Origin of the sequence: Sphingopyxis sp. H115 (genome assembly GCF_001468465.1) — a bacterium.
GTDB lineage: Bacteria > Pseudomonadota > Alphaproteobacteria > Sphingomonadales > Sphingomonadaceae > Sphingopyxis.
Genome location: NZ_LNSA01000001.1, coordinates 126,671 through 150,824, shown reverse-complemented (window position 1 = coordinate 150,824; position 24,154 = coordinate 126,671). Strand labels below are relative to the sequence as shown.

General features: G+C 62.3%; 23 protein-coding genes. 10 read left to right on the top strand and 13 right to left on the bottom strand.

Annotated features, from left to right (window positions below; translation table 11 throughout):
• The first annotated feature begins 376 nt into the window (after positions 1-376).
• From ATE71_RS00730 to ATE71_RS00715, 4 genes are all read left to right on the top strand, one after another.
• A complete protein-coding gene (locus ATE71_RS00730; protein ID WP_058801457.1) occupies positions 377-2,218 on the top strand; it encodes a hypothetical protein in 1,842 nt (613 codons plus the stop codon).
• Positions 2,215-3,105, top strand: a complete 891-nt coding sequence (locus ATE71_RS00725) for a sensor histidine kinase (protein ID WP_058801456.1) — start codon at positions 2,215-2,217, stop codon at positions 3,103-3,105. Before ATE71_RS00730 ends, ATE71_RS00725 begins: the two co-directional genes overlap by 4 nt.
• The gene (locus ATE71_RS00720; protein WP_201022897.1) at positions 3,102-4,526 is read left to right on the top strand and encodes a phosphotransferase; all 1,425 of its coding nucleotides are present in this window, start codon (positions 3,102-3,104) and stop codon (positions 4,524-4,526) included. Before ATE71_RS00725 ends, ATE71_RS00720 begins: the two co-directional genes overlap by 4 nt.
• A 486-nt stretch (positions 4,527-5,012) precedes the next feature.
• Positions 5,013-5,336, top strand: a complete 324-nt coding sequence (locus tag ATE71_RS00715) for a DUF736 domain-containing protein (RefSeq protein WP_058453987.1) — start codon at positions 5,013-5,015, stop codon at positions 5,334-5,336.
• A gap of 57 nt (positions 5,337-5,393) precedes the next feature.
• Here ATE71_RS00715 and ATE71_RS00710 read toward each other — a convergent pair whose 3' ends face one another.
• A complete protein-coding gene (locus tag ATE71_RS00710) occupies positions 5,394-5,615 on the bottom strand; it encodes a helix-turn-helix transcriptional regulator (protein WP_058801454.1) in 222 nt (73 codons plus the stop codon).
• Positions 5,616-6,135: 520 nt separating this feature from the next.
• On the opposite strand from ATE71_RS00710, the gene ATE71_RS00705 reads away from it, so the two are divergent.
• Genes ATE71_RS00705 through ATE71_RS00690 form a run of 4 tightly spaced genes read left to right on the top strand, consistent with a single transcriptional unit; the run spans position 6,136 to position 9,087 of the window.
• Positions 6,136-7,029: an ArdC family protein gene (locus tag ATE71_RS00705; protein WP_058801453.1), complete on the top strand. Its 894-nt coding sequence runs from the start codon at positions 6,136-6,138 to the stop codon at positions 7,027-7,029.
• Positions 7,026-7,280 (top strand): sigma-70 family RNA polymerase sigma factor, encoded by a 255-nt coding sequence (locus ATE71_RS00700; RefSeq protein ID WP_058801452.1) that lies wholly within the window; start codon positions 7,026-7,028, stop codon positions 7,278-7,280. Before ATE71_RS00705 ends, ATE71_RS00700 begins: the two co-directional genes overlap by 4 nt.
• A 56-nt stretch (positions 7,281-7,336) precedes the next feature.
• The gene (locus ATE71_RS00695) at positions 7,337-8,293 is read left to right on the top strand and encodes a nucleotidyltransferase domain-containing protein (protein WP_152998576.1); all 957 of its coding nucleotides are present in this window, start codon (positions 7,337-7,339) and stop codon (positions 8,291-8,293) included.
• Positions 8,266-9,087 carry an NYN domain-containing protein gene (locus tag ATE71_RS00690; protein WP_058801451.1) on the top strand — a complete coding sequence of 274 codons (822 nt, stop codon included), beginning with the start codon at positions 8,266-8,268 and terminating at the stop codon, positions 9,085-9,087. Before ATE71_RS00695 ends, ATE71_RS00690 begins: the two co-directional genes overlap by 28 nt.
• Before the next feature lie 6 nt (positions 9,088-9,093).
• On the opposite strand, the gene ATE71_RS00685 is transcribed toward ATE71_RS00690, so the two are convergent.
• Entirely contained in the window at positions 9,094-9,297 is a 204-nt protein-coding gene (locus tag ATE71_RS00685) for a conjugal transfer protein TraD (RefSeq protein ID WP_058801450.1), read from the bottom strand.
• Positions 9,298-9,313: 16 nt separating this feature from the next.
• A complete protein-coding gene (locus ATE71_RS00680; protein ID WP_152998575.1) occupies positions 9,314-9,637 on the bottom strand; it encodes a conjugal transfer protein TraD in 324 nt (107 codons plus the stop codon).
• A 173-nt stretch (positions 9,638-9,810) separates the two neighbouring features.
• Here ATE71_RS00680 and traA point away from each other — a divergent pair, with 173 nt between their 5' ends.
• Both traA and ATE71_RS00670 read left to right on the top strand, forming a co-directional pair.
• Positions 9,811-12,783, top strand: a complete 2,973-nt coding sequence (traA, locus tag ATE71_RS00675) for a Ti-type conjugative transfer relaxase TraA (RefSeq protein ID WP_058801449.1) — start codon at positions 9,811-9,813, stop codon at positions 12,781-12,783.
• Between the two features lie 9 nt (positions 12,784-12,792).
• On the top strand, positions 12,793-13,254 hold the full coding sequence (locus ATE71_RS00670) for a hypothetical protein (RefSeq protein ID WP_058801448.1): 462 nt from the start codon (positions 12,793-12,795) through the stop codon (positions 13,252-13,254).
• Positions 13,255-13,837: 583 nt separating this feature from the next.
• Here ATE71_RS00670 and ATE71_RS00665 read toward each other — a convergent pair.
• The 10 genes from ATE71_RS00665 to ATE71_RS00620 form a co-directional block, all read right to left on the bottom strand.
• Positions 13,838-14,293: a hypothetical protein gene (locus ATE71_RS00665; protein ID WP_201022896.1), complete on the bottom strand. Its 456-nt coding sequence runs from the start codon at positions 14,291-14,293 to the stop codon at positions 13,838-13,840.
• Positions 14,294-14,367: 74 nt separating this feature from the next.
• Positions 14,368-15,630: a hypothetical protein gene (locus ATE71_RS00660; protein WP_058801446.1), complete on the bottom strand. Its 1,263-nt coding sequence runs from the start codon at positions 15,628-15,630 to the stop codon at positions 14,368-14,370.
• Positions 15,631-15,698: 68 nt separating this feature from the next.
• Positions 15,699-17,207 carry an amidohydrolase family protein gene (locus tag ATE71_RS00655; RefSeq protein WP_082664999.1) on the bottom strand — a complete coding sequence of 503 codons (1,509 nt, stop codon included), beginning with the start codon at positions 17,205-17,207 and terminating at the stop codon, positions 15,699-15,701.
• 41 nt (positions 17,208-17,248) lie between these two features.
• Positions 17,249-17,863 carry a uracil-DNA glycosylase family protein gene (locus ATE71_RS00650; protein ID WP_058801444.1) on the bottom strand — a complete coding sequence of 205 codons (615 nt, stop codon included), beginning with the start codon at positions 17,861-17,863 and terminating at the stop codon, positions 17,249-17,251.
• Between the two features lie 32 nt (positions 17,864-17,895).
• Positions 17,896-18,303 carry an MAPEG family protein gene (locus ATE71_RS00645; protein ID WP_058801443.1) on the bottom strand — a complete coding sequence of 136 codons (408 nt, stop codon included), beginning with the start codon at positions 18,301-18,303 and terminating at the stop codon, positions 17,896-17,898.
• A 12-nt stretch (positions 18,304-18,315) separates the two neighbouring features.
• Positions 18,316-18,606: a VOC family protein gene (locus ATE71_RS23140; protein ID WP_152998574.1), complete on the bottom strand. Its 291-nt coding sequence runs from the start codon at positions 18,604-18,606 to the stop codon at positions 18,316-18,318.
• 189 nt (positions 18,607-18,795) lie between these two features.
• The gene (locus ATE71_RS00635) at positions 18,796-19,278 is read right to left on the bottom strand and encodes a YHS domain-containing (seleno)protein (protein ID WP_058801441.1); all 483 of its coding nucleotides are present in this window, start codon (positions 19,276-19,278) and stop codon (positions 18,796-18,798) included.
• Positions 19,279-19,321: 43 nt separating this feature from the next.
• Positions 19,322-19,864: a carboxymuconolactone decarboxylase family protein gene (locus tag ATE71_RS00630; protein WP_058801627.1), complete on the bottom strand. Its 543-nt coding sequence runs from the start codon at positions 19,862-19,864 to the stop codon at positions 19,322-19,324.
• A 116-nt stretch (positions 19,865-19,980) separates the two neighbouring features.
• On the bottom strand, positions 19,981-20,910 hold the full coding sequence (locus ATE71_RS00625) for an AraC family transcriptional regulator (protein ID WP_058801440.1): 930 nt from the start codon (positions 20,908-20,910) through the stop codon (positions 19,981-19,983).
• Between the two features lie 682 nt (positions 20,911-21,592).
• A complete protein-coding gene (locus ATE71_RS00620) occupies positions 21,593-24,154 on the bottom strand; it encodes a TonB-dependent receptor domain-containing protein (protein WP_058801439.1) in 2,562 nt (853 codons plus the stop codon).

Genomic DNA, 24,154 nt, shown 5'->3' with positions numbered 1-24,154 from the left:
TCAGCACTTGCCGATTGCTGACTGGCAGGTCTTGGGAGGGCGGAACGCTATAGTTGCCATTTCCCCTGGCATCCTTGTGAGGGGCGCGGACGACAAAGCGGACGTTCCGCAGTCCATATTGCACCCCGGTAAGCTGCCGATCGTTCACATATTCGAATCGGCTCGCCGACTGTAATGGGAGCCGGGAATCGTTCAAATCTGCGTTTCTCTTGAATGCCGCCTCTTGGTCGACTTTTCCTTAAATAGCAAAGCGTGGACGCGCCGGTGGGCAATGATCAGCATTGGCGTCGAGCTACGCCATTGGCAGCTTGGCCCGATGATAGTGACGGAGTAAAGAACTGGGATCGATCGCCCATGGTCGGTCGAAGGGGACACCATGTATATTGAACGCATCCAGATCGAAGAAGGCTTCCTGAACGGATTCGATGTCTGGTGGCGGGCGGGTCTTAACGTCCTGATAGGCGCGCGCGGTACTGGCAAGACTTCAATCATCGAGCTGATTCGGTTTTGTCTGGATGTGCCGGGCTACACCCCCGAATCCACGCGCCGTAGCCGCGACCATGCACTGTCGGTGCTCGGGTCTGGGCAAATCACCCTGACATTGGTTGATGGCGCACGGCGCGTGACGGTTTCGCGTGCGGCTAGTGATCCCGCGCCGCGGGCCTCAGGGCCCTATCTGCCGCCAATCATTCTCTCGCAGACCGAGATTGAGACGGTCGGACTTCAACCTGGCGGCCGTCTCCGCTTGCTCGACGGTTTTCTGGGTGACCAGCGTGCACTGGCGGCCGCCGAAACCGAGGCAATCTCTGCCGTTCGCTCGTTGACGGCAGAAGCCAACACGATCCAGCAGGATATCGAGCAGCTCCGCCGCCAGATCGCGGAGCTTGCCTCAATCCAGGAACAGTTGGTGCAGCTGGCGCCGCAGGAGCAGCAGGTCGCCGCCCTATCTGCGGACGCGGCGACGCGCACGGAACAGCTCAACGTGCTTACCGGCACCATCACCGTCAAAAGCGTGGCGACGACCGTTATGCAGAGATTTCAGGCGGGCGTCTCGCAGTGGCGTGCGTCGCTGACAGCGGCGCAGAGCAGCTTTATGCCGGATGAGGCCTGGCCGCCTGCCGCAGGCGGCGATCCGCTAGGACAAATCCGCAGCCGGATTGCGACCGCGCATGCTCAGGTGAACCAAGTGCTTCACGAGCTTGCCCAGATCGAGGCGGAGTGCGCTCGGCTGACCGGCGGCTATCATCAAGAGAAGATCGCGTTCGAGGATAATGCCAGACAATTGCGCCGCGAGATTGACGGGCTCCAGTCCGGGGCCGGCGAGATCATCCGCCGTGGGCAGTTGCTGCGCGAGCGTAAGGCGCAGCTTGAATCGCTTCAGGCAGTTCTGTTAACACGACAGGCCACGATGGCGCAGGCGATCCAGCGGCGTTCCGTGGCGTTCGACAAGCTCGAGGCGATCCGCACGGAACGGTTTGAGGCGCGGGCGCAGATCGCAAATAACCTTAACCAGGTGCTCGGACCGCGCATACGGATCGATGTGGTGCGTGGCGGCCAGACCGATGGCTTCGCGGCTGCGATCACCGAGGCTTTGCGCGGGAGTGGCCTCAAATATACCGACATCGTTGGCGCGCTCGCGCAGCGGATCAGTCCGCGAGAGTTGCTCGAGGCAGTTGAGAGCGACAATTATCCTCTCGTAGCGGCTTGCGGAAACACGACGCCGGATCGCGCGGCCAAAGCCGTGATCGCAATGAAAGAGGCGGACCTCGCAGCAATAGCTACTGTTGCGGTCGAAGACTATGTCACCTTTTCGCTTCTCGACGGTTCCGACCACAAGGATATCGCTGACCTGTCGACCGGCCAGCGCTGCACGGTTATCCTGCCGCTGGTGTTGAGGCATACCGATCGCCTGCTGATTGTCGATCAGCCGGAAGATCACATCGACAATGCCTTCATCGTCGACACGCTGATCCGCTCAATCCTGGCGCGTGCGAGCGATGGTCAGATCCTGTTCTCGACGCACAACGCGAACATTCCGGTGCTCGGTAACGCCGACTTTGTTGTCCAGCTTGGCTCCGACGGCAAACGCGGGTTTCCGCTCGCCGCGGCGCCGCTTGGAACAGACCAAATCGTCAACGCGATTACCCTAGTGATGGAGGGCGGCGCGGAAGCGTTCCAGCGTCGCGCGACGTTTTACGGAACGCGACCGCAGGGATGACGCGCGACGAAGCTCTTGATGGACTGTCGGCAACCTCGGCACACAGCCGCGGACAGGCAGCGCGTGCATTGGCTAATCTCGGCAAGGCGGGCGATCTCGCTCGCATCCGCAAGGCGCTCAAGACTGAAACGGTCGCTTACGTTCATTACGCACTTCAGGACACGATTAAACGGCTGACCCGCCGGGTCGAACCTCAGGTCGCAAATGGTGACGAGACCGCAGCTGTACCAGAAGAGGTGCGGCAACAGATCTATGGCCAAGCCGTCGAATGGGTGACAGGATTTCTGCTCCACGAGATCGCCTCCCCTATCGGGTTGGCGCGGCTTAGCGGAAAGCTAGAACTGGGCAACGAGTGGGAAGGCTCGGCTACACGTCGGCATCTCGAGACGGTTCACCGGATCTTTGACGCGATCGAAATGCTCAAAAGCGCGGCGGGCGTCGCTCGCCCGCAGGAGTTCGATCTTGCGGCGATGATCGATGAGTTGATCGAAACCGAAACACCTCAAGCTATGCCGTGGATCTCGGCGATCGGCCAGAAGCCCTTCCTAATCAAAGGTGACCCCGCGTTGATCCGGATGGTGATTGGAAACGGCCTGCGCAATGCGGTCGAGGCGGTTGAAGCTGTCGGCACCGAGCCGCAGCCGCATTCGGTGACGATCAACTGGGGCGAGGCCGACGTCGATTACTGGGTCTCGGTGCTGGATCGAGGAACTGGTATTGTCGGCCCAACGGAGACCGCATTCGAAGTCGGCAATTCGACGAAAAAGAACCACAGTGGCTTTGGCCTCGCCATCGCGCGTCAAGCAGTCGAGACAATGATCGGCGTGCTAACGCTCGAGCCGGCTCGCGACGGGGGCGCGGTCTATTTGGCGCGCTGGCAGAAATGACTGCGCATTTCCTAATTGTCGAGGATGACTATGAATTTGCGAGCGCGCTGGACGCCATGATCGTTGACATGCCGGGTCAGGCGCATGTGACAATTGCCAGAAGCCGTGAGGCCGCCTGCGCAGCATTGGACGAGCAGTTTTTCGACTTTGCTGTGCTCGACCTCAAGATTCCAACGCAAGATGACGGACTTGATGCTGAGCCCGAACACGGCAAATATGTGTTTCATCACGCGCGGAACACGGCGCCCGGCACGAAATTGCTGGTCCTGACCGGCTCCCCGTCTGACGACTTCATCGCCGACATGCTGGCACAGAAGCACGATGCCGATATCTGGGCTGAGGGTGCGCCGGTCAGCACGGTCGAATTCTTGCGCAAAATCGATATTGATAAGGCTCCCGAGCTCATAGCAAAGGTGAAGTTGGCGGTCCTCGCGCTGGATGATATCGAGCTCACGCTCAATCAGGTCAATCTGCAGATCGCGGAGGACCGGCTGCTTCGCATCTTCGCTAAGCGCCTTGGCGCAAGGCGGTGCGTCGTCGCGCCGATCGGAGAGGGCAAGTCAGGCGCGAAGCCGCTCAGGCTCCAGCTGTTCGACGGCAATGGCACGCCGATCCGCCAGTCTTTCGCCAAGCTCGGGCCGATCGCCAAAATCCAAGATGAGGCCGCCCGGCACGACAAGCATGTCGTGCTGCTCGATGGCGCGGCCACACCTCGCAAACTTTCGATGCTGGAATTTGGCGCATCGACGACCGCTGGTATCTTCTACCAGCTTGCCGACGGCTATACAGAGTCAATGTTTGACGTGCTCGGTACGGATCCGGCAAGAGCAGCGGCGATCCTCGGTGGAGTAGAGCAGTGTGTCGCTCAGTGGACCCAAGGCACGGTAGAGGCCGGCCATAGCATTGCCGAGATCAGGGGCTGCTGGGTCGAGGATCAGAAGGCGGCAGCACTTCACGCGGACTATGGGCTAGACTGGGCTGCCGAGTTCGAAGCGCGAGTTGTGCAAGCCCGCTGGCGATGCGTTCATGGAGACTTGCATGGCGGAAATATCCTGATATCGGCCGAAGATGGCTCGGTGCTGATCGACTATGGCGACGTGCAGCACAGCGCGGTGAGCTATGATCCGGTGTCGCTCGAGTTGAGTGTGGTGCTGCAGGATAATCCCACGCTGTCAGATGCGTGGCCCGATGAATCGGCGTGCCGCAACTGGCATAGCATTGACGCCTATGTCGCCGAATCGCCAGTTGAGCCATTCATTCGGTCCTGTCGGCATTGGGCCGAAGCGACAGCCGCCGGAAAGCGCGAAGTCGCAGCGTCAGCCTATGCCTATCTCCTGCGGCAGCTAAAATATGGTGACACTAACAAACCGCGCATTCTCGCGCTGATGGAGAGCGTGCGGGCCTACATGGACGCGACGTGACGTTCGCGCACACTGGCGCGCAAATCACATTGGCGCCGACTCAATTCCAATCGTTCAGAGACACGCAACCGGCTGTCGAACCCGTCACAATCCTGCCGACGAACCAAATTACTTGATGGGCTGGCCGCGCCCCGGGGCGATGGTCGGCTTAAAGTCGCACGTGATCATCTTGATCGGCCAAGCCACTCGTTTATTGCCGGTTGATCGTTTCTGGCGATGTCGGCGGGCGTTCTCCGGTAGCCTCTGAACCACCCCGGCGACGGGCGAGTTGACCTGTCCCAGCGCGGCGTCCCGCGAAAACGCGGCGGCGTGATTATTTCCCCGCGCGCTTCGCGCGCTCCTCGCGGCCGCTTCGCTTCAAATATTCGCGCCGCCGCGCTCCTCCGCTTTGCTGCGGCGCTACGGGTTCGCGGCACACCTCATGCGCCGGTCCCTGGTCCGCCATGCCGCAGGGATGGTCCCGCGGTACATTCAAGGAGACGACCAATGGCAGCTATCGGCTTTGTGAACGGCACCATCGAAACGGGTTTCGTGGGCCAGCTGAAAACCCTCTCGATCCGCGCGGCGATCGAGATTCGGACCAACCGTTCGAAGAGCGGCGACGTCCAGCCCGACTACCGGGTCTGGTCCGAAGGCGTCGAAATCGGTGCCGGCTGGATCCGCGTCGGACAGCAATCGGGCGAACCCTATGTATCGCTGAGCCTCGCCGCTCCCGAGTTCGGACCGCGGCGGCTCTATGCCAACCTCGGCCGCGCCGCCGGCCAGGATGGCGAGGACGGTTACGCCCTTATCTGGAACCCCGCCGATTGAGGCGGGCTTCCACCCTGCGCCGCGGACGCGGCGCGGGGCATTGGCGTGACTTGCCGTTCAATTTTCGTTCGGTGGGAGGTCGTCGAGCGTGAAGCTCATCGGGTTGCGCAGCCAGATGTTGAGATGAGACTCGCGCCAGCCGCAGCAGCGAACGGCGAGCTTGTACTGCGGCGGGAAGGTACCCGCCTGGATTTTCCGGTAGAGCGTCGCCCGGCTGAGGCCGGTGCGGTCGAGAACATCATTCAGGCGAAGATAGCGATCGGAAGGCTGAGACGTCATAATTGTTCACTCCATCATGTGACGGTGGATGAAGCCCCTGCGACAGAGATCAGGCAGTTATCTTGTTGATTCAAGTCATCCGGGGAGGCGATCGGTCTCAGCTGCGCTCAGTATCTATGATCCTGCTGGAAGGAGCTGTCAGGAGTACGCAGGAGTACGATCAATAAATTATCCCCAATCTGGTTCTTTTGCTGTCGATCAGAGAATTGAGACTGTCTGAGACAGTCGCGTCGCGATGGACCGCGCCGACTCGGCGCGGGCGTTTTTCGATTCATTGAATTGATGGTTGCAGCGGTCGCCGCTCGCGCGGCGGCGTAATCGGTCCCGACGCGGCGGGGACGGAGGTGGGCGTCACTCGCCTCTAGCCCCGCCCGGCCGGGCCGCAACCCTGCGGGTCCTCCTCTTCGTTCCGGTCCTGCGGATGCAGCCCGCCCGATGTTGCGGGCCTGCCGGCTCCTTCCTGCCGCCCACCTCCGCCCCCTTCCGGGCCGGGGTGCGGTTGGCGGGAAGGAGAAGGGATATGCGTAAAGAAAGGACCGAGCGGGCGAGCCTCTATTCCGAGGTCACGAACAGGATCATCGCCGAACTAGAAGAGGGGCGGCTGCCATGGGTGCAGCCGTGGGACAGTGCGGCGTGTGGATGCACGATGCCGCAGAATGCGGGGACGGCCCGCAGATATAGCGGGATCAATGTGCTGATCCTGTGGGCCGAGGTCATGACGAAAGGCTACGCGTCGCAGCGCTGGTTGACCTACCGGCAGGCCGAGGCGGCGGGCGGCAACGTCCGGCGCGGCGAGAAGGGCACGGTCATTTGCTACGCCGACCGGTTCACGCCAAAGGCCGAAGCTGAGGCAGCGCGCGGTGAGGATCGCGAGGCGCGGCAGGTGGCGTTCCTGAAGCGCTTTGTCGTGTTCAATGTCGACCAGTGCGAGGGGCTACCCGAGGATTATGTCGCGCCAATAGTCAGCCCCGATCCAGTGCTCGCCATTGCCGAGGCCGATGCGCTGATTGTGACGTCTGGTGCGCGCTTCAACATCGGTGGCGCGGAGGCATTCTACAGCCCGTCCCATGATTTTGTGCAGGTGCCGCCGCAGGCGGCCTTTCCCGAGCCGGTGAACTGGTATCGCACCGCGCTACATGAGCTTGGCCATTGGACTGGGCATGCAAGCCGTCTCGACCGCGACCAGAAAGGCGGGTTCGGATCGGAGGCATACGCCAAGGAAGAGCTGGTCGCCGAAATGGCGTCGGCGTTCACCTGCGCTTCGCTCGGCATCGCGCCGACTGTTCGGCATGCTGATTATATCGCGTCGTGGCTGTCGGTGCTGCGAGGCGATGAGAAAGCAGTCTTCCGTGCAGCCAGTCAGGCGAGCAAGGCGAGCGAATATCTGCTCGCCCCTGTGGGAGGCGAGCAATGAGGCGCCGTGATCTTTCGACGGTCACTGTCGAGGACGCCGAACGCCGCATGGTGATCGCGCTAAGCAAGATGACCGCGCGGCAGGGCGACATCTTCATGTCGAAGCGGTTCGACGATACAACCCATGATGAACTCGCGGCGCGCTACGGGATCAGTGTCGATCAGGTCAGCGCCGACTTCGTTCGCGCCTTTGGTCTCTGGTCGCGATGCCTCCATGCGCGCTTCCCGCATCTGGTCTGGCCATGGCTCTAGCTGCGTTGGACTGGATGGCGCTTGCCATCCGGTCCAACGCCTTTCAGGGTGAACCTATGCGAACCGGCCTCGACCATCTTCCCGTATCCAAGCAGCGTGAACTTTCCGATGTCGTGCGCATATTGTTCGAGGAGTTCGAGACCGCGCATGCGCGCGGGAATTCGGACTGGAACCGCAAGGGCCGCATTTTCAAGATCGTCCTTTATGGGAGCTATGCGCGCGGCGATTGGGTCGACGATCCGGTCGGCGGCTATCAGTCTGACTATGATATCCTCGTCGTGGTCAACAATGAGCGGCTGACCGAGTTCGAACATTGGTCGGCGGCCGAAGATCGGTTGATGCGCGAGGTGACGATCAATCACACACTGACCGCGCCGGTGAGCTTCATCGTTCATTCGCTCAAGGACGTGAACGCGCAGTTGGAGCGCGGGCGGCCGTTCTTCATCGATATCGTCGAGCAGGGCATCGGCCTCTATGAAGCCGAGGGGTATGAGTTCGCGCAGCCGCGCAATCTGCCCCTCGACGAAGCGCGCATCGAGGCGCAGAAGAACTTTGACAGCTGGTTTCCGAAAATCGGCGCGGCCCGACGTGGCGCGCTCCACTACATTGATGATGACCAGCCGCTAGATGCCGCCTTCACATTTCATCAGGCGACCGAGCGCGCGTATCATTGCGCTCTCTTGGTCACGACGCTCTATTCGCCAAAATCCCATCGCCTCAACTTTCTCCGCTCGCAGTGCGAACAGATCGCGCCCGCCCTCGTCGAAGCTTGGCCGCGCGACGACAAGTTCAGCCGCCGCTGCTTCGAGCTTTTGCGGCTCGCTTATGTGAATGCGCGCTACTCGCCGCACTACAAGATCAGCGCCGAGGAAATGACCTGGATCGGCGAGCGCGTCGCGGTGCTCGAAGGCCTCGTCGAAAAAAGTTTGCCGCGATCATATCGCGGCCTTGGACGTATCCAGTGTCTCCGGCGGGAATGTATCGGATGGAAATTGAGAATGTGCAGCGCGTGACGCCGGATCGCAAGATCGCGCTGCTGATCGATGCCGACAATGTATCGCACGGCAAGATCGCGGCCATGCTTGCGGAGCTTTCAAAATACGGGACAGCCAACATCCGGCGAGCTTATGGCAATTGGGCCAGCCCGACCCTCAAGGGCTGGAAGGACAAGCTTCACGATTTTGCCATTCGTCCAATCCAGCAATTCAACTATTCGACCGGCAAAAATGCGACCGACATCGCGCTCGTGATCGACGCGATGGAACTGCTCTATACTCAGAAACTCGACGCCTTCTGCCTTGCTTCGAGTGACGCCGACTTCACGCCGCTGGTCATGCAGCTTCGCGCCAATGGTCACGAAGTTTACGGCTTTGGCGAACGAAAAACACCGAGCCCCTTCGTCAACGCCTGCACGACATTTCTATATCTCGACAATCTCGACGGGGCTGAACCGACCGCGTCGACACCGGAATCGCCGGAAGTAAAATCGACAAAGGCGAAGGCGGCGCCGAAGTCCGCTCCGTCTGCCAAGCCGGCAGGCAAGCTGCTCGCACAAGACACGAAACTTGTGACCATCCTGCGCGGTGCAGTTGAGGCTGCGGCGCGCGATGACGGATGGGCGGCAATGTCCGCGGCCGGGAGCGCGGCGAAGCGTCAAGCGCCGATCGATCCGCGCAACTATGGCGTCAAGAACTTCCCGGCGCTGTTCGAGGCGATCGGCTTGTTCGAGATCGTCAAGGGCGAGGGCGGCCACAGCTATGTCGCGGACAAGCGGAACAAGTACCGCACGCCCAAGCCCACCTCCTGATTACTTCTAATCTTCCGCGAATGCGCGCCGCCCCCTGCGGCGCCATAGCAGCAGTTGCTGCTCACGAGCTTCGCCGCGCAGCGCCGCCGCGGCATCGACCAGCAAACCAAGTATCACGGCGCGATCATCGCCCGTCAGCTCGACCAGATCGGCCTTCGTGACGAGCCCGCCAAGCTCGATCAGTTGACGCGTGCGCTCACGGCGTTTCACCTGCCAAGCCCGCGTGTCATGCCGTGCCCGCTTCGCCTGAAGCCGGTTGCGGGCTTGCACCGATCGCCGATGCGCCGCCCGCGTTCCGGCTAGCGCCTTTGCGAACGCGGGCGCCATCGCCGCGAAAGAAGGCAGCGCCGCTTTTGCGCCACGCCTCCTTCCGCGCGGCGTCCGATCCGGCGGCTTCGATCAGCGCGCCAGCAAGCTGCTCCATCGACAGCGCGTCGGCACCTATAGCAATCACCAGCTCGCCGAGCTGGCCTTGCTTCTTGGTCTTCAGCGCCTTGGCCTTGTCGGTGAGCGCCCGGAGTTCGGCATCGAAATCTCTCGGTTTGCGCATCGTCGGTCCTTCCATATTCATGCGGTCGGACGGACCAGCTATGCCGAGTCTTACGGCCCCGCAAGGTGCTGGAATTCCTTGAGATGACCTGATCCCGAGCGCGATGAATTCGTGTGAGGGCGCGCTTATACGTCGTGCCGACGTGCTCGTTTTGCTGTAAATGGATAGCCCTCATGGCGATCTACCATTTCTCGGCAAAAGTCATTTCGCGTACGGTCGGCAGCAGCGCGGTCGCCGCCGCGGCCTATCGTTCGGCCGATCGCCTGCACGACGAGCGGCTTGGACGTAGCCATGACTTCTCGAACAAAGCGGGCGTCGTTCATAGTGAGGTGATGCTACCCGAGGGCGCGTCCGGGGAATGGCGTGACCGCGAAAAGCTCTGGAATGATGTCGAGGCGTCGGAGGTCCGCAAGGACGCGCAGCTGGCGCGCGAGGTAGAGTTCGCGATCCCCCGCGAGATGACCGAGGGACAGGGCATCGAGCTCGCCCGCGACTTCGTCCAGCGCGAGTTCGTCGACCGCGGCATGATCGCGGACCTTAATGTCCACTGGGATATCGGCGCCGACGGCCTAGCGAAGCCGCACGCGCATGTGATGCTGACGATGCGCGAAATTCGGATTGGCGAGGACGGCAGCGCTGAGTTCGGTGCGAAGGTTCGCGATTGGAACCGGGCCGAGCTTCTGACGCATTGGCGTGAAGCCTGGGCGGACCATGTCAACGAGCGTCTTGCATCGCTCGACATCGACGCGCGTGTCGATCACCGCACGTTGGAAGCGCAGGGTATCGACCTCGAACCGCAGCACAAGATCGGACCCGCTGCATCGCGCATGGCGGCCGAAGGGCTTGAAGCGGATCGCCTCGCCGAGCACATCGAAATCGCGCGCTCGAACGGCGACAAGATCATCGCCAATCCGGGCATTGCGCTCGACGCCATCACCCACCGCCAGGCGACCTTCACGAACAGAGACCTCGCCATGTTCGTGCACCGTCACAGCGACGGGAAAGAGCAGTTCGACGCCGTGATGGCGGCGGTCAAATCGTCGCCCGACCTCGTTGCGATCGGACGCGATGGGCGCCGCGAGGACCGGTTCACCTCGCGATCGATGATCGAGACCGAACAGCGCCTCGAACGCGCGACGTCGACGCTCGACGCGCGGCGCCATCATGGTGTTGGCGATCGTCACCGCGAGCTTGCCTTGTCCCGCGCGCTGGAGCGCGGTCTCAATCTCTCTGCCGAACAGCGCGGCGCCCTCGAACATGTCACCAGCTCGCGCGGCGTCAGCAACGTCATCGGCTATGCCGGGACGGGGAAGAGCGCCATGCTCGGCGTTGCCCGCGAGGCGTGGGCGGCGGCGGGCTATCAGGTTCAGGGCGCAGCACTGTCCGGCATCGCGGCCGAAGGGCTCGAGCAGGGCGCGGGAATTGGCTCTCGGACGCTCGCCAGCCTCGAGCATCAATGGGCGAATGATCGCGAGCGGCTGACCGACAAACATATCCTTGTGATCGACGAAGCCGGCATGGTCGGCACACGCCAGCTCGAACGTGTCGTGTCCGAAGCCGAGCGACAGGGCGCGAAAGTCGTTCTCGTCGGCGATCCGCAGCAGCTGCAGGCGATCGAGGCGGGCGCCGCTTTCCGCGCGGCGGCCGAGCGCCACGGCGCCGTCGAAATCATGGATATCCGCCGCCAACAGGAAGACTGGCAGCGCGCGGCGACGCGCGAGCTCGCTACCGGGCGGACCGGCGAGGCGATCGGGCGCTACGCCGACGCCGGGTTTGTCCATGCCGCCGATACGCGCGAGGCAGCGCGGAGTGCCCTCGTCGATGCCTGGGATCGGGACCGGCAGGCGCATCCGAATGCGAGCCGCATCATTCTGACCCACACCAATGACGAAGTGCGCGAGCTCAACGAGGCGGTTCGCGAGCGGATGAAGGCCGGCGGAGCTCTTGGCAATGAGGTTGTGCTGACGGTCGAGCGCGGCCAGCGGAGCTTCGCGGCGGGTGACCGCATCATGTTCCTGAAGAACGAGCGCGACCTTGGGGTCAAGAACGGCTCGCTCGGAACGGTGCAGAGCGCGAGTCCGATGCGCATGGCGGTAATGCTCGACGACGGCCGCAGCGTCGCCTTTGACGTCAAGGATTATGCCCATGTCGATCATGGCTATGCGGCGACAATCCACAAGGCGCAGGGGATGACCGTCGACCGGGTACAGGTGCTCGCGACGCCGGGGGTAGACAGCCACTCGACCTATGTCGCGCTGTCCAGGCATCGCGAGCGCGTCGATCTCTACTATGGGCGCGACGATTTTGCGAACCAGAACAAACTCGTGCGCGCGGCATCGCGTGAACGCGGGAAGGATATGGCGAGCGATTATCGGATACCCGAAACGGCGAAGTCGGCCGAGCCGAAACGCAGCATGTTCGACGGGCTGAAGCTCTCGGTGTCGCGCGAAGCGCTGACGGAGCCGGCGCCCAGGATCAGGCGGGCGGCCGGCTTGGCGGAGGTGCGCGTGAACGCACGAGCGCTAGATCCCGCGCCCATGCGCGCCGAGCTTGACAAGGCAGTCGAGCGTTTTGCGCGGGCAACGAAGGAGATCGTCGACGTACGCCGCGCCGGAGGCAAGGAACTGCCGCACGAGATCGACAGCTACCGCAAGGCGTTCCGCGAGCTTGACGCGTTGCGTCCCGGTGGCGCGCGCGATCTGCGCGAGGCGTTCGGCAAGAGCGACAGGCTGGTCCAGAATGCGGCCGAAGGACGAACCGCAGGCGCGATCGAGGCGATGGACCGTCAGGACGCGGCCCGGGCCGCCGAGCGCGTCGCGGCAGAGCGCGCGGCTCGCGATGGGGTGCAGCAGGCTGCCGCAGCGAAGCGGCTCGCTGCCGAGCTCGAGAAGCGCGCCGAATTGTTCGTTGCGACTTGGAAGAAGGAGACTATGCGCGCACGCGAAGCGCCAACCTATGACGCGCGCGACAAGGCCCGCGCCAGTCTCACCGACATGGCGAAGAGCCTGCACCGTGACCCGCAGCTCGAGTCGCTGCTCCAGAACCGGCGCATAGAACTGGGCCTGACGCCTTCTGCGACGGCATCGCTGTCTCACGAACTACAGCAACATCTCGGCCGCTCACGCGGGATCGGGATATCTATGTAGGCCGGTGCCATGACGGAAAAACGCTCTCGCTCGACCCCGGCCTCCAACAATGCCGCCGAAGCCTTCGACAAGCTGCGCGACGAAATTTCGCTCCTGCATGCCGCAATCGAAGGTCTCACGGCAGCGAAGGAGTGGATGCCGGACTATTCCTCCACGCTTCGTGATGTGGCGGCTCGCCTCGACCGTATCGATCAGCAGATCGCAAGTATCAACGACAAGCCGGCCATGCGCCTCACACCGCTGACCCTTGCCGCCGAAAGCCATGAAGCCGCGCGATCCCTCGGTGCCGAGGATCGCAAATCCGTTGGGCAAGCCCGCGAGGAGCTGGCGCGGTCGCTTGGCCGCGTCGAGGGTATGTTCAAGCAGCGGCGGTCGACCGCCGATCAGGATTGGTGGGTGACATGGGCGGGGACAGGTGGAGTGCTTTGTGGGGCACTTCTTGCGCTGCTTGGCGTGGCGGCTTGGATGTAGCCCGGCATCGATTGAGCCGTGGCGGCTTTGCGCCCTAATGTCGGTCGTAGCGGGTTGCCTGACAATCGTCTGAAAGCAGACATGCCCGCCCATTGGTCTCAAAGGCCGGGTCCGGTAGTAGTCAATCATACCCAAGACTTGCTCGACGGCGGTACTCCGGCCGGAGTCCGACACTCACGCATTCCCAAAACGTCCGTCGCAACGCGGCTGCACATGTGCCGCTACCCGGAATGGGTGCTGCTGGAGAGAGTGGCGTCTCGTCCACCTTACACAGTGAACTGAGCGGCGAAGGCGACCTTGATTTCCCCCGTTGGCGCTGGGGAAATCGAGAATCGAAACGTTGAGCGATTGCCATTCGTTCCGCCAAGCTGCGCTGCGTCTCCCGCTTTTGCCAGTTCGATCCCCAGAACTGAGCGATCAACACGTGATGCGGGAGAAGCTGTCTCCCCTGAGATGCGGTCGAACGTAGCCGTCCTTATGATGACACGTCCTCGTACGGCACTGCGCTCGCATGAAGGTACAGCAGCAAGCTAGCCGTGATTGCATGACGTGTTGAATAGAGGGGGACTCCGCGTATCGATGTTCAAGCGAGGGGGCCGCGGCGCTCCAGTTGACGAGGGACAGCGAGGGACCATTTCGTGAAGGGTACTCCATCGTGAATGACTTCTCCAAGATGGTTCGCACCGAGCCGTTCGGGAACGCGCCGCGAGCGGGAATGCGGTAGCAGGAAGGTGACTTCCCTGACGTCACGATGGACCGAGAGCCATGCGATCGCCTTATCGAAGATCAAGCCGCCGAAAGAGAAATACTCGGGCCGCAGGACCAAACCGAAGTCCCAGTCGTTGCCCTCTTTCTGAAATCCGCCCCATCCGGCATAGGTCTTGTCGATCAGGATTGCCCAGTGCCCCAGACCATGACGGGCCCAGCACTGCTCCTTTGCCTTTACAAAGGTCTCGATCCGGTTGTGATCCCAACCCGTACCAAGTAGCGGGAGATGGCGGGCAATTCGGCAATCCGACATATGATCGAGCAGGATCATCGGATCGATCTCCACGAGACGAGTAAACTGAACAGCCGACGAAGGGTGTCGGTCTGGCGGCTTTGGCAACACATTCATTCCGCGATACCCGTCGGGCTACCGACGCAGTGGTCTACATCGAGCAGACAAAGCGCCTCGAGTGGAACCGCCCCACTACCGCTTCCCTCGATTGATCGGATGATTGCAATGGGATCGCTCAGATCGACCCGTGCAAAGCCTCGACTCTGCTTGATCAATTCGGCCAACTTTGCCTGCGTCGAACCGACACCATCGAGATTCTCCGCAACCACGCGCCAGAAGTGCACGCCAACGACGTAGAAATGCTGCCGCTGGCTGCCGTCACCCGCGTCATATCGTCGTTGGGCTTCCAGCAGCGGGGGCGCTTCCGGATAGTGCGCGTACTGGCGATCGATCCACGCAAAATCGGCGGCGTCGAGCCGCTGCCTCGCGCTTTCGAGGGCGAAGTAGCTTGCGAGACTTTCGTTGACCCACGCCGGCCAGTCGGCTCCGAGCCGACCGCTCACACTGTGAAACGCCTCATGCGCCGCTCCAGTCCAGATGATTGACCTCAATCGAGCCGGCGTTTGATCCTCTGGGTCTTCCGAAACGACCAGCTGGCTCACGAAAGTGTCAAAGCCGGCGCTGGCGTAGAAACCGGATGGCTGGTCTGGTGCTGGTGGCAGCCAGACCCAGTCGTAAACAATGCCGCGGCTTGCAGGGATGCCAAGCGCGTCTCCCCAGTGCACCATCGTCTCGGCCAGGGCATGCGGGAACTCATCAATGCCGGGCAGCTCTGGCCGCTCGCCGTGGATCCTGATCGTCATGGCGACATGCTGCGCGACAAGACTCGGCCTTGCTCCGATCGCTGCATAGAGCGGCGGCTGATTAGCCGATGGCAAAACCAGCGGCGTGCTGTCGCGGCAATCGTCGCTCGCGCAGATCCGCACCGCGATACCGGTGGATTCATCACTCCGGCGGAGCAACGCTGATGCTTCGGAGATCAACCAGAAGCCTTGCCGCGGGTCATGCCCGGTTTGCGGCACGGTGGCATCGGCCGGCGAAGCGTTGAGATCGACAGTCCTGACGTCCCACTCGACCTGCTGGCACCCTTGCGGGATTTGCCAGCCGGATTGCAGCGTCTCGGCCGGTCGTCCGTCCGAGCACCGGACTTCATTGAACGCCCCGGCATTCCCGTGGCGCGCCGGCCAGACGGTGGTGTCTCCCGCCTGCAAACGCATCGATCCGCGCAGAACAAGCGGCGCGTCGGCATCCACGGTGATGACGTATTCCGCAATCGACGCGTCGGCTTGCGTGGGTACGGAGCCAAGGCCGGCCATCGCGAAGAGACACCAGCGATGCAGCGCGCGCGTCGCGGCGGGTGCCGGTTGTCGGCCTGTGCACGCAATCACGGTGCCACGCCTCCCAGTGCTTCGCCCAGCTGCTGCGGTGTGATCGGGTACCCTTGCGCGGCGAAGCCTTCAAGGATGTTGCTGAAAGTGCGCTCGTTGTCGTGGTCCAGGGCGAGGGCGCGCAGTCCCGTGTCGCCGCGCAACTGATCGGCATCGAACAGCTTGCCGCGCATGATCACCGCTTCGGGAAGCCGCAAGCAATTGATGTCCATCAGCGGGTTGCAACGATAGAGCACAAGATCGGCCGCGCACCCTTCGGCAAGGCATCCTGCTTCGCCCGCATGGCCGAGGATTTCGGCGGGCGTTGCGGTTGCCGCCTTGATCGCCTTGAAAGGTGAAGCCAGCGCGACCGCCAGCAATTCGAGCTCGTCCAGTAGCGAGGCGCCGGGGACATTGGTGAATATCCCCGCATCGCTGCCCGCCACGATTGGCACACCCTCCTCATCGAGAATGCGGGTAAACTGGATGTAGAATTCGTGCTTCTTGCGCTCGGGAAGCGCCTGTTCGCTCGCCCAGCGGGCAATTGACGGAGCGGCGACGACCTGTGCCAGCGGCGGTAAGGTTTCCACTCCGCTGCGATAGGCGTAGGCACCACCGGACTGTGCAACTTCGACAAGATTGAGATGAGCGATCAGCGTCGGTGTGACCGGCACCTTGCTTGTGGCAATCTGCCGCGCGAGCATTCTTGCGGCTGCATAATCGAGTGCGCCTTCGAGGCCGTGCCAGGCGATCGCCTCGACATGCTCGATAGTCTCGAAGCCGTCGCCCACGACCTCAGCAAGGTTCAGCGCAAAGCGTGGGCGGCCGGTCTCGTCGAAGCTTCTGCCTCCCTCCGGCACGTGACCCGTCACCACCATACCCAGTCGGTGGGCCTCCTCCCGCGCGGCGTGATATGCTTCGGCAGACAGGTTCGAATAGACCTTAAGGCGGCGGAAACCCAAGGCATGTTGCTGCTGGACGGCGGCGTGGGCGTCTTCGCCGGTCTCAACAATCTGATGATAGATCTGACTGTCCGGCCCCTTGCTGTTGAGGATCGGACCGGCCGTGAGGAGGTGCGGCCCGCACAAAGCACCAGCTTCCAGCTGTTCGGCCAGGCGCAGGTGAAACGGCATCCCCGACATGTTCCGGACGGTCGTGACCCCGTGCATCAGATTGGCGGCGAGTTCGGTCTGATCCCAGATGTGGACATGCATGTCATGCAATCCGGGGATCACCGTCAGACCGGTACCGTCGAAGACCATCTCCGGCGTTGCGGGATCGGGTTCGCCTTGCGGCAAAATTCCGACAATCCGGCCATCCGCGATGAAGATCGACACGTTTTCCGTCATGTCGGGCCGCTCACCGCGAAAATCGATGGCTGTGACATTGCGGATCACAAGTGACGCGACCGGTGGGGCGCAGCGCATTTGGGCTGGCGCGTCAGTCTGCGGGGATTCGTTGGCGAAGGTCTTGGACCCGGCGAAGAGAGCAACAATCGCCAATGCAAGGCAAATTCGAACACTCATTATGGAACTCCGAACCCGGGTTCGTCAGGATCGCAAATACGTTACAGTGGATCTTGAACCGACGGCCGCATGGCCGCGAGAATCCCGGCGACGCGCTCACGCAGGTGCGGCACAAGATCCGCTTCAAACCAGGGGTTTCTGGATAACCACATGCGATTGCGCGGGCTTGGATGCGGCAGCACCACCATGGCAGGAAAGGTCTTTTTCCAGCGGCAGACCAAACCCGTCAACGCACCCTTCTCGTCAGGGTAATGCCATGCGGCGGCATATTGTCCCACTATGATCGTGAGCTCGAGGCTTTGCATCGGCCCAAGCAACCGGTTCCGCCAAAGTTGCGCGCAGACGGATGGTGGTGGCAAATCACCAGATTGGCCTGTGCCCGGGTAGCAGAACGCCATCGGCACGATGGCGAAAATGCCGGGATCGTAGAACGTTGCGCGGTCCACACCGAGCCAGCCTCGCAGGCGGTCGCCCGAAGGATCGTCGAAGGGAACGCCCTTTTCATGGGTAAGGCGACCCGGCGCCTGGCCGGCAATCAGGATCCGTGCGTCCCGCTGCCATTGGAGTATGGGACGCGGACCCAACGACAGATCCTGACATTGCGCACAGTTGCGAATGGCATCGAGCAACAAGCTGTCGTTAAAACCTGCCGTCATGGTTTCGCGTCCCTGTCCGGAAGCTTCCCGGATCAACCCAGCTGCAAGCCGATGGCAAGGATCGCCGCCCAGGATACCAGGTAGGTCGGCGTGCGAAGGTAAGGTACGCCAAGCGCATAGACGATGTAATGTACCACCCTCGCGTAGTAGAAGACCATGGCGCATTGGCCGACGAATGCTGCGTCGATCCGGTCGGGCAGCATTCCTGCGGCGACCACCACAGCCACGAAGGCGGGCAGGGTTTCAACCATGTTGAGATGGGCGCGCTTGGCCCTCTGTGCCCAGAGTGGCGGAACCGGCTCCTGTGCGGGGTAACCTTCAGGATAGTTCTTGAGAAAATCCCCGATCCCCCACACGAACAAGCGCGAGACGATATAGGGAACCCACATCAGGACCGTGAAGACACCCGACAGGGCGAGAAAGTGATAGGCCTGTTCCATGTCATAGCCCCTTTAAGCTGCAAAGCCGTTGTGGATCGCTTCGAGCTTGTGCCCGAAAGGATCGCGCACGAAGGCCGCATAGACATCGCTGGCGGGATAATCCGGACGCGGTCCCGGTTCCCCGGCGCAAGCACCGCCGCCCTGTATTGCAGTCGCATGGAAGGCGTCGACGACGGCCTGGCTCTCAGCCCGGAATGCGACGTGGGTGCCATTACCTTGCGTATCCCGTCGGCCGGAACCATCAGCAGGAACTGGACAGCACCGTTGCCGTATGCCGCGAACGCGTCGTTCGCGGCGAGACAATCGAGCCCAAGAGTCGCCATGGCGGTATCGTAGAACTTGCGGGCGTCGTCGATGGACGGAACGCCGAGGCTGATGTGGTCAAGAATGTTCATGGGAATTCGCCTTTCGAAATGAGGGGGAGGACGACGACCGACAGCCGTGGAGGGGGTCGGGACCGGCATTGCGGCCGCCGTCATCCGGCGCGCGGCGTCAGAGCGACGCGGCGGCCAAGCTGCGGATCTGCTTCCAGTTGGCTTCGGCCTTCTTGATGGTACCGGCCTGGTCCTTCTGGAACGCCTTCAGAATGTCCTCGTTCAGGAAGACATAGAGCTTGCCGTTGACGACAGCCGCGTAGCGCGGGTCGCCATCGAACTTCTTGCCGACCGAAACCCCGAAGGTGCAGTAACCGCCATTCTGCGGCGAGAACCGGCCGGGGTCAGCCTGGAAGGTCTCGAGGTTTTCCTGCGACGTGAAGTAGTAGGCGACGCCGTCATGAACCGCAGTGAACTTGGCGGTGCCTTCGATGCGGTTGCCCAGCGTCACGAAGGCGACAGGGTCGACGCCATGCAGGCCAAGCGGCGCGCCGGCGGCGGTCAGGCCGTTGGAAACATTGTTTTCTTCGACAGCGAGCGCGGGCGAAGCGAACGATACGAGTTGGGCAGCGATCAGCGCAGCCATAAGCGGCTTCTTCATAGGTATTCTCCAGATTGTTGGTTGAGGTGTGTTTGGTGGCCGCTCAGGCGGCCTTGGTCGAGACAACCGGGAAATCGATGTCGGTTGCAGCGATATGGTTGAAGTAATTGGTGAAGATGTTCATCGCGGTTGCAGCGATAAGTTCGACGAGGTGACCGGCGTCGAATCCTGCGGCGTAGAAGGCTTCGATCTCGGCATCCGAAATCACGCCCTTGCGGCTGACGATAGTGCGAACCATCGCAATGATCGCCCCGTTGCCGCCGGAAAGTTCGCCGCCAGCAATGACCTGCTGCATGTCAGCCTGGCCGAGACCCGCCATCTTGCCAAGCGCGGTATGGGCCGATGCGCAATAGTCGCAGCTGTTCTCGCCTGCGGCGGCGAGCGCGATCAGCTCACGCTCGCCGGCCGTGAAACGGCCCTTGCCGAGCGCATTGCTCAGGCCGAGGTAGGCCTCGAGCGCGGCCGGCGACTGCGCCATGGTCCGCATGATGTTGGGCACGCCGCCCATCTTGGCGCGGATGGCGCTGAAGAGCGGCGCCACAGCTTCGTCGGTGGTTTCGAGGGGTACTGCAGAAATCCGTTGCATGTCTGTCTCCTTGTCTACGTTCATGACACAGGAGCGATGCTGGATACTGGACGATAGAGCAATCCACCCGCCAATTATTGGGATTTCATGCAAACCCAAAAGGACAATGTGCAAATTTATGCGGCAAGACGGTGACGAAACGCACTCGGGGTCTCGCCGAACATGTTGGCGAATGCGCGGGTGAAGGCTGCCGGAGACTGGTAGCCGATTCGGCTCGCAACTTCCTGCACCGAAACGCGGCTATCGCGCAGCAGGGCGCAGGCCTTCTGCAGCCGCCATTCGGCCAGATATGTGAGCGGTCCGCACCCGACCAGTTCCTGAAAGCGCGCGGCGAAGCGACTGCGCGACATGGCGGCCTCACCGGCCAGCGTCTCGACTGTCCATTGCATCGCGACATCTCGGTGCATGGCCTGGATCGCCCGCGAGATCTTGGGGTCGGCGAGTGCTTCCATCAGACCGCTGAGTTGCTCGGACTGGGCAGAACAAGCCCGGACAGTCTCGATGAAGATGATCTCGGACATGCGCCGCACGACCGCGAGCGAACCGGGTTGTTCGCCCGTCATTTGTCGCGCCATCAGCCGAAGCGCCTCATCCAGCCAGAACGAGACGCTGCGCATGCCGGCACTGAGGTGAAGGAGTTTCGGAAGCGATCTGAGCAACGGGTGGCGGCTACCCTCGGCGAAGGTGAAATGCCCGCACATCAACTGTGTCGCAGCACGCTCGCAACCGTCACCGACGATGAAGGTCCCGGTCCCCGGATATCCGGAGTCCTGCATAACGGTTTCGAGCGATACAGGCTTGCGCTCCGGCGTGTCGGACAGGGAATGAGCCGCGCCGGCAGGAACCAGAACCAGATCGCCCTGACGCAGCAGAATGGGCTCATCTTCGCCTGCGCGGACATAGCATTCGCCCTGCACTGCAAAGTGAAACCGGATGGCCGAGGCATAATCGGGCACTCCAATCGCCCAGGGAGTGTTGAAGCATGTCCTGAAATAGAATTGCCCTTGCAGGGCCATGGAGTCGAGAATGTCGCTCAAAAGATCCATCGGTCGCGCTCTCCTGACCTTGAACGGCAATGACCGGGCGGGCCCTTGCAGCCCGCCCCGCCTTGATGACTACAAGTTCAGCAGCGGGCTTGCCAGAACCTGTTAGCGGTCCCAATTGGTTCCAATCGAACCGAAATCGCTGTAGCGCTATTCGATCCGGGTGCGCACATCGTTACCGAACCCGTCTTCAAGGCTGCCGCCAGCACGCCTGCCGTCTGGTGAATGACCTAGAATTCGCAGAACCGAGATGGGGATAAGCACTGACTGGCCAATTTGACTCAGCGTATTCGCAGGTTCTTGCAAATGCGGACATCCACGGTAGCCGGCTTGAACAACGGGGTTTGATTGGATGCTGCCGCCGAACCCGTGCTTTGCGAATGTCCGCTAAGCCAAAGCGATTTTCCGAAACCAGACAGTCTCCTCCCGGCCATCCTGACCAAACTCGGTCGGGAAGAAAATGCGCTTGCCCATGATTAATCAGTGGTGTTTAACACGTCTCAGCAACCGGATTGGGAACCAAACCGGTCCCGAAAATCGGCCTTGGGGCTACGATCGGGGCTCCATTTTAGTCGGAATCGGATAATTTTTTTCCGTTTCAATTCATAGCTTTAGAGACGGGTTTCCCGCTACCCGCTCCAATTCTCCGTCGATCGATGGCACCGAAATCGCAGCCGGCGGCGCGCTAATAGGCTACGTCGACCGCGACGCGAAGGGTAAGGGGGCGCAAGGGAGTTAAGAAGCCCTCATTGCCCTCGACGAACGGCGTTCCGAGAGAGAAGCGGTTGCCCCGCGAGTCGAACAGGTTGGTCAGCGTCAGCGACAGGCCGCGGCGTTCGTTGCCGACGCGCATTGCGAGGCCGGTGTCGACATAGTCGCCCTGACTTTCGCCCAGCACGGGACCGATGCCGAGGCGCGACGGGCCGATATAGCTCGCCCAGCCGTTGACGCGAAAATCCTCGTCGCCGATCACCGTCGCATAATTGACCGAACCGCGGACGGCATGTTTCGCGACGTTGGGAATGCGGCCGAGGCGGGTCGGCGCGGCGTCGTAGACCGGCAGGATCTGCGGAGCGAAATCGTCGACACGGCTGTGGTTGTAGACCGCACCGAGTTCGAAGGTCAGCGCGTCGGTCGGTCGCATCGCGATCGTGCCGGACAGGCTGGTGATCCGCCCATCGCCGATATTGGCTGTGGTCGGAAAGCCATTGCTGTCGATAAAATCCGCCTGGATGTTGCGCCAGCGGCTGTAGGAGAGCGCAAGGCTGGCATCGAGCAGGCTGTGCCCCTTGTCGCCGAACCGTACCCCGGCCTCCCACGTCCGGACCTGGTCGTTGAGGAAGCGGCGGACGAAATTGCCATCGACCGCGAGCCCGCCGGGGCGGAAGCCCTCCTGATAGCGGGCGTAGAGCCGGACATTTTCGAGCGGCGTTGCGAGCAGCGAGAAGGAGGGGAGCAGGTCGGTTTCGTTGCGCGACGCCGTCGTCGCGCGCTGCGCCGGATCGAGCGCAAGGAAAAAGCCTTCGGCGGTGCCGCCGAGCCGCGCGTGCGACATGCGAAGCCCGCCCGTCGCGACGAGGTTGGGCATGACTTCGACCGTCGCCTCGGCATAGCCGGTGACTTCGGTGATCCGGTTGGTCACGCCCGGCAGGATCGCGCTGATCCCCCTCAGACTCACCTCGGTCTGCGTCAATTCGGCAGGCGGCGCCGCCTCGGTTCGCGCGGGCAGGTTGGCGCTGAAGCCTGCCGACCCGAAGCCGGCGATCCCGAAATCGCGCGTCTGGCGTGCACGATTGTCGATGAAACTGACACCGACGACCCAGCCAAGTCCGTCGTGATAGGGTCGCGACAGTCGGTTTTCGCTGACAAACATGCGCGTTGCATTGCGCTGGTCGAGCACGCGCGGGCGGTTGCTGATCAGGCTGACATCATAGGGTGAGAAGAGGCGTTCGATATCGACCGCGCCCGCCTGCACGCCGTCGGGGAGGGTGGCGTCGAAGCGTTCGAACAGCCGGTGTTGGACATAGGCGTTCGACGACTGGAAACGCAGGTCGCCCCAGTCCTTCATCACGACGACGGTGCCGAGCGCATAGCGCGCCTTCGCATTTTGCTGGACGAGCGAATTGCGCTCGAGCGGCGGCGCGTCTTTGTCGGCATATTGCGCGTCGTTCGATTTGATAACCTGATAGATTCCGCCCAGATCGATCGTCCAGCCGTCGCCAGCCTCGAAGCGGAAGGTGCCGCGACCGCCGCGAACGTGGACGCGATTGACGTCATTCTGTCCGAGCATCGGATTGTCGATATAGCCGCCGTCGGTCAGCATATAGCCGACGAGGCGCAGTGCATGGCCGTTGTCGCCGATGGGCAGGTTCGCGATCGCGGCGATGTCACCGCCGGGGTCGCCATGCTGCGTCACCGAGACTCCGGCGATCGCCTGTATCGACATTGCGCGCGGATCGGGCGCCTTCGGCACGACGCGGATAATCCCGCCGAGCGAGCCGGCGCCGTAGAGCGTGCCCTGCGGCCCTTCGAGGATTTCGACATTGTCGACGTCGTAGAGCCGGAGGTCCGGATCGGGCGCATTGTAGCTGAGGCGAATATCACCGAGATATTGGCCCACGGTGGATTGCGTCGGGCCGGTGAAGCTCGAATCGGCGATGCCGCGAATGAACAGCTTGTTGCGCCCCGAACCCAGATGGGTCGAGGATACCGTCGCGGTGCGCGACAGAATCGAGTCCATCCCGCGTTCGCCACCAAACGCCAAATCGCCGCCATCCAGCTGGGTGGCGACGCCCGCGAAGTGCGAATAGGGAAGGTCGGTCTTCGACGCGGTGACGATAATTTCGTCGTGCGCCGCCGCGACCATGTCGTTCGATGGCTCGCGCGCCCGCGGCTGCGGCGCCTGCCGCGGCGGTGGCATCGCGCGATGGGCGACGCGAGGCGGCGGTGGACGGCGTTCGATTCGCCAGCTCGTCGCGCTGACACGCACGGCGCGGGCGTCGGAACCCGCCAGCAGGCGACGGATCGCTTCGTCGACGCTCATCCGGCCGCGAACCGGCTTGACGCGCGCTCGCCATAATTTTGCATCGACGACGCTGATGCTGACCCCGGCCTGCCGGCTGACGAGGGGCAGTACGCTCGAAAGATTGCCCTTCGGAATATCGAAAGCGCGTTCTTCGCCCGCCATCGCCTGCACCGGCAGGCCCAGCAGCATCGCCGCAGCGACAAGGGAAAGGCGCGACGTCAT

Coding starts and splice junctions, on each gene's coding strand:
- ATE71_RS00705 (WP_058801453.1), top strand. CDS start 6,136: ATGCGTAAAGAAAGGACCGAGCGGGCGAGCCTCTATTCCGAGGTCACG.
- ATE71_RS00695 (WP_152998576.1), top strand. CDS start 7,337: ATGCGAACCGGCCTCGACCATCTTCCCGTATCCAAGCAGCGTGAACTT.
- ATE71_RS00635 (WP_058801441.1), bottom strand. CDS start 19,278: ATGAAGAAGCCGCTTATGGCTGCGCTGATCGCTGCCCAACTCGTATCG.
- ATE71_RS00645 (WP_058801443.1), bottom strand. CDS start 18,303: ATGGAACAGGCCTATCACTTTCTCGCCCTGTCGGGTGTCTTCACGGTC.
- traA (WP_058801449.1), top strand. CDS start 9,811: ATGGCGATCTACCATTTCTCGGCAAAAGTCATTTCGCGTACGGTCGGC.
- ATE71_RS00660 (WP_058801446.1), bottom strand. CDS start 15,630: ATGGCCGGCCTTGGCTCCGTACCCACGCAAGCCGACGCGTCGATTGCG.
- ATE71_RS00680 (WP_152998575.1), bottom strand. CDS start 9,637: ATGCGCAAACCGAGAGATTTCGATGCCGAACTCCGGGCGCTCACCGAC.
- ATE71_RS00710 (WP_058801454.1), bottom strand. CDS start 5,615: ATGACGTCTCAGCCTTCCGATCGCTATCTTCGCCTGAATGATGTTCTC.
- ATE71_RS00630 (WP_058801627.1), bottom strand. CDS start 19,864: ATGCAACGGATTTCTGCAGTACCCCTCGAAACCACCGACGAAGCTGTG.
- ATE71_RS00665 (WP_201022896.1), bottom strand. CDS start 14,293: ATGATCCTGCTCGATCATATGTCGGATTGCCGAATTGCCCGCCATCTC.
- ATE71_RS00715 (WP_058453987.1), top strand. CDS start 5,013: ATGGCAGCTATCGGCTTTGTGAACGGCACCATCGAAACGGGTTTCGTG.
- ATE71_RS00690 (WP_058801451.1), top strand. CDS start 8,266: ATGGAAATTGAGAATGTGCAGCGCGTGACGCCGGATCGCAAGATCGCG.
- ATE71_RS00730 (WP_058801457.1), top strand. CDS start 377: ATGTATATTGAACGCATCCAGATCGAAGAAGGCTTCCTGAACGGATTC.
- ATE71_RS00650 (WP_058801444.1), bottom strand. CDS start 17,863: ATGACGGCAGGTTTTAACGACAGCTTGTTGCTCGATGCCATTCGCAAC.
- ATE71_RS00700 (WP_058801452.1), top strand. CDS start 7,026: ATGAGGCGCCGTGATCTTTCGACGGTCACTGTCGAGGACGCCGAACGC.
- ATE71_RS00720 (WP_201022897.1), top strand. CDS start 3,102: ATGACTGCGCATTTCCTAATTGTCGAGGATGACTATGAATTTGCGAGC.
- ATE71_RS00625 (WP_058801440.1), bottom strand. CDS start 20,910: ATGGATCTTTTGAGCGACATTCTCGACTCCATGGCCCTGCAAGGGCAA.
- ATE71_RS00670 (WP_058801448.1), top strand. CDS start 12,793: ATGACGGAAAAACGCTCTCGCTCGACCCCGGCCTCCAACAATGCCGCC.
- ATE71_RS00655 (WP_082664999.1), bottom strand. CDS start 17,207: ATGAGTGTTCGAATTTGCCTTGCATTGGCGATTGTTGCTCTCTTCGCC.
- ATE71_RS00620 (WP_058801439.1), bottom strand. CDS start 24,154: ATGACGTCGCGCCTTTCCCTTGTCGCTGCGGCGATGCTGCTGGGCCTG.
- ATE71_RS00725 (WP_058801456.1), top strand. CDS start 2,215: ATGACGCGCGACGAAGCTCTTGATGGACTGTCGGCAACCTCGGCACAC.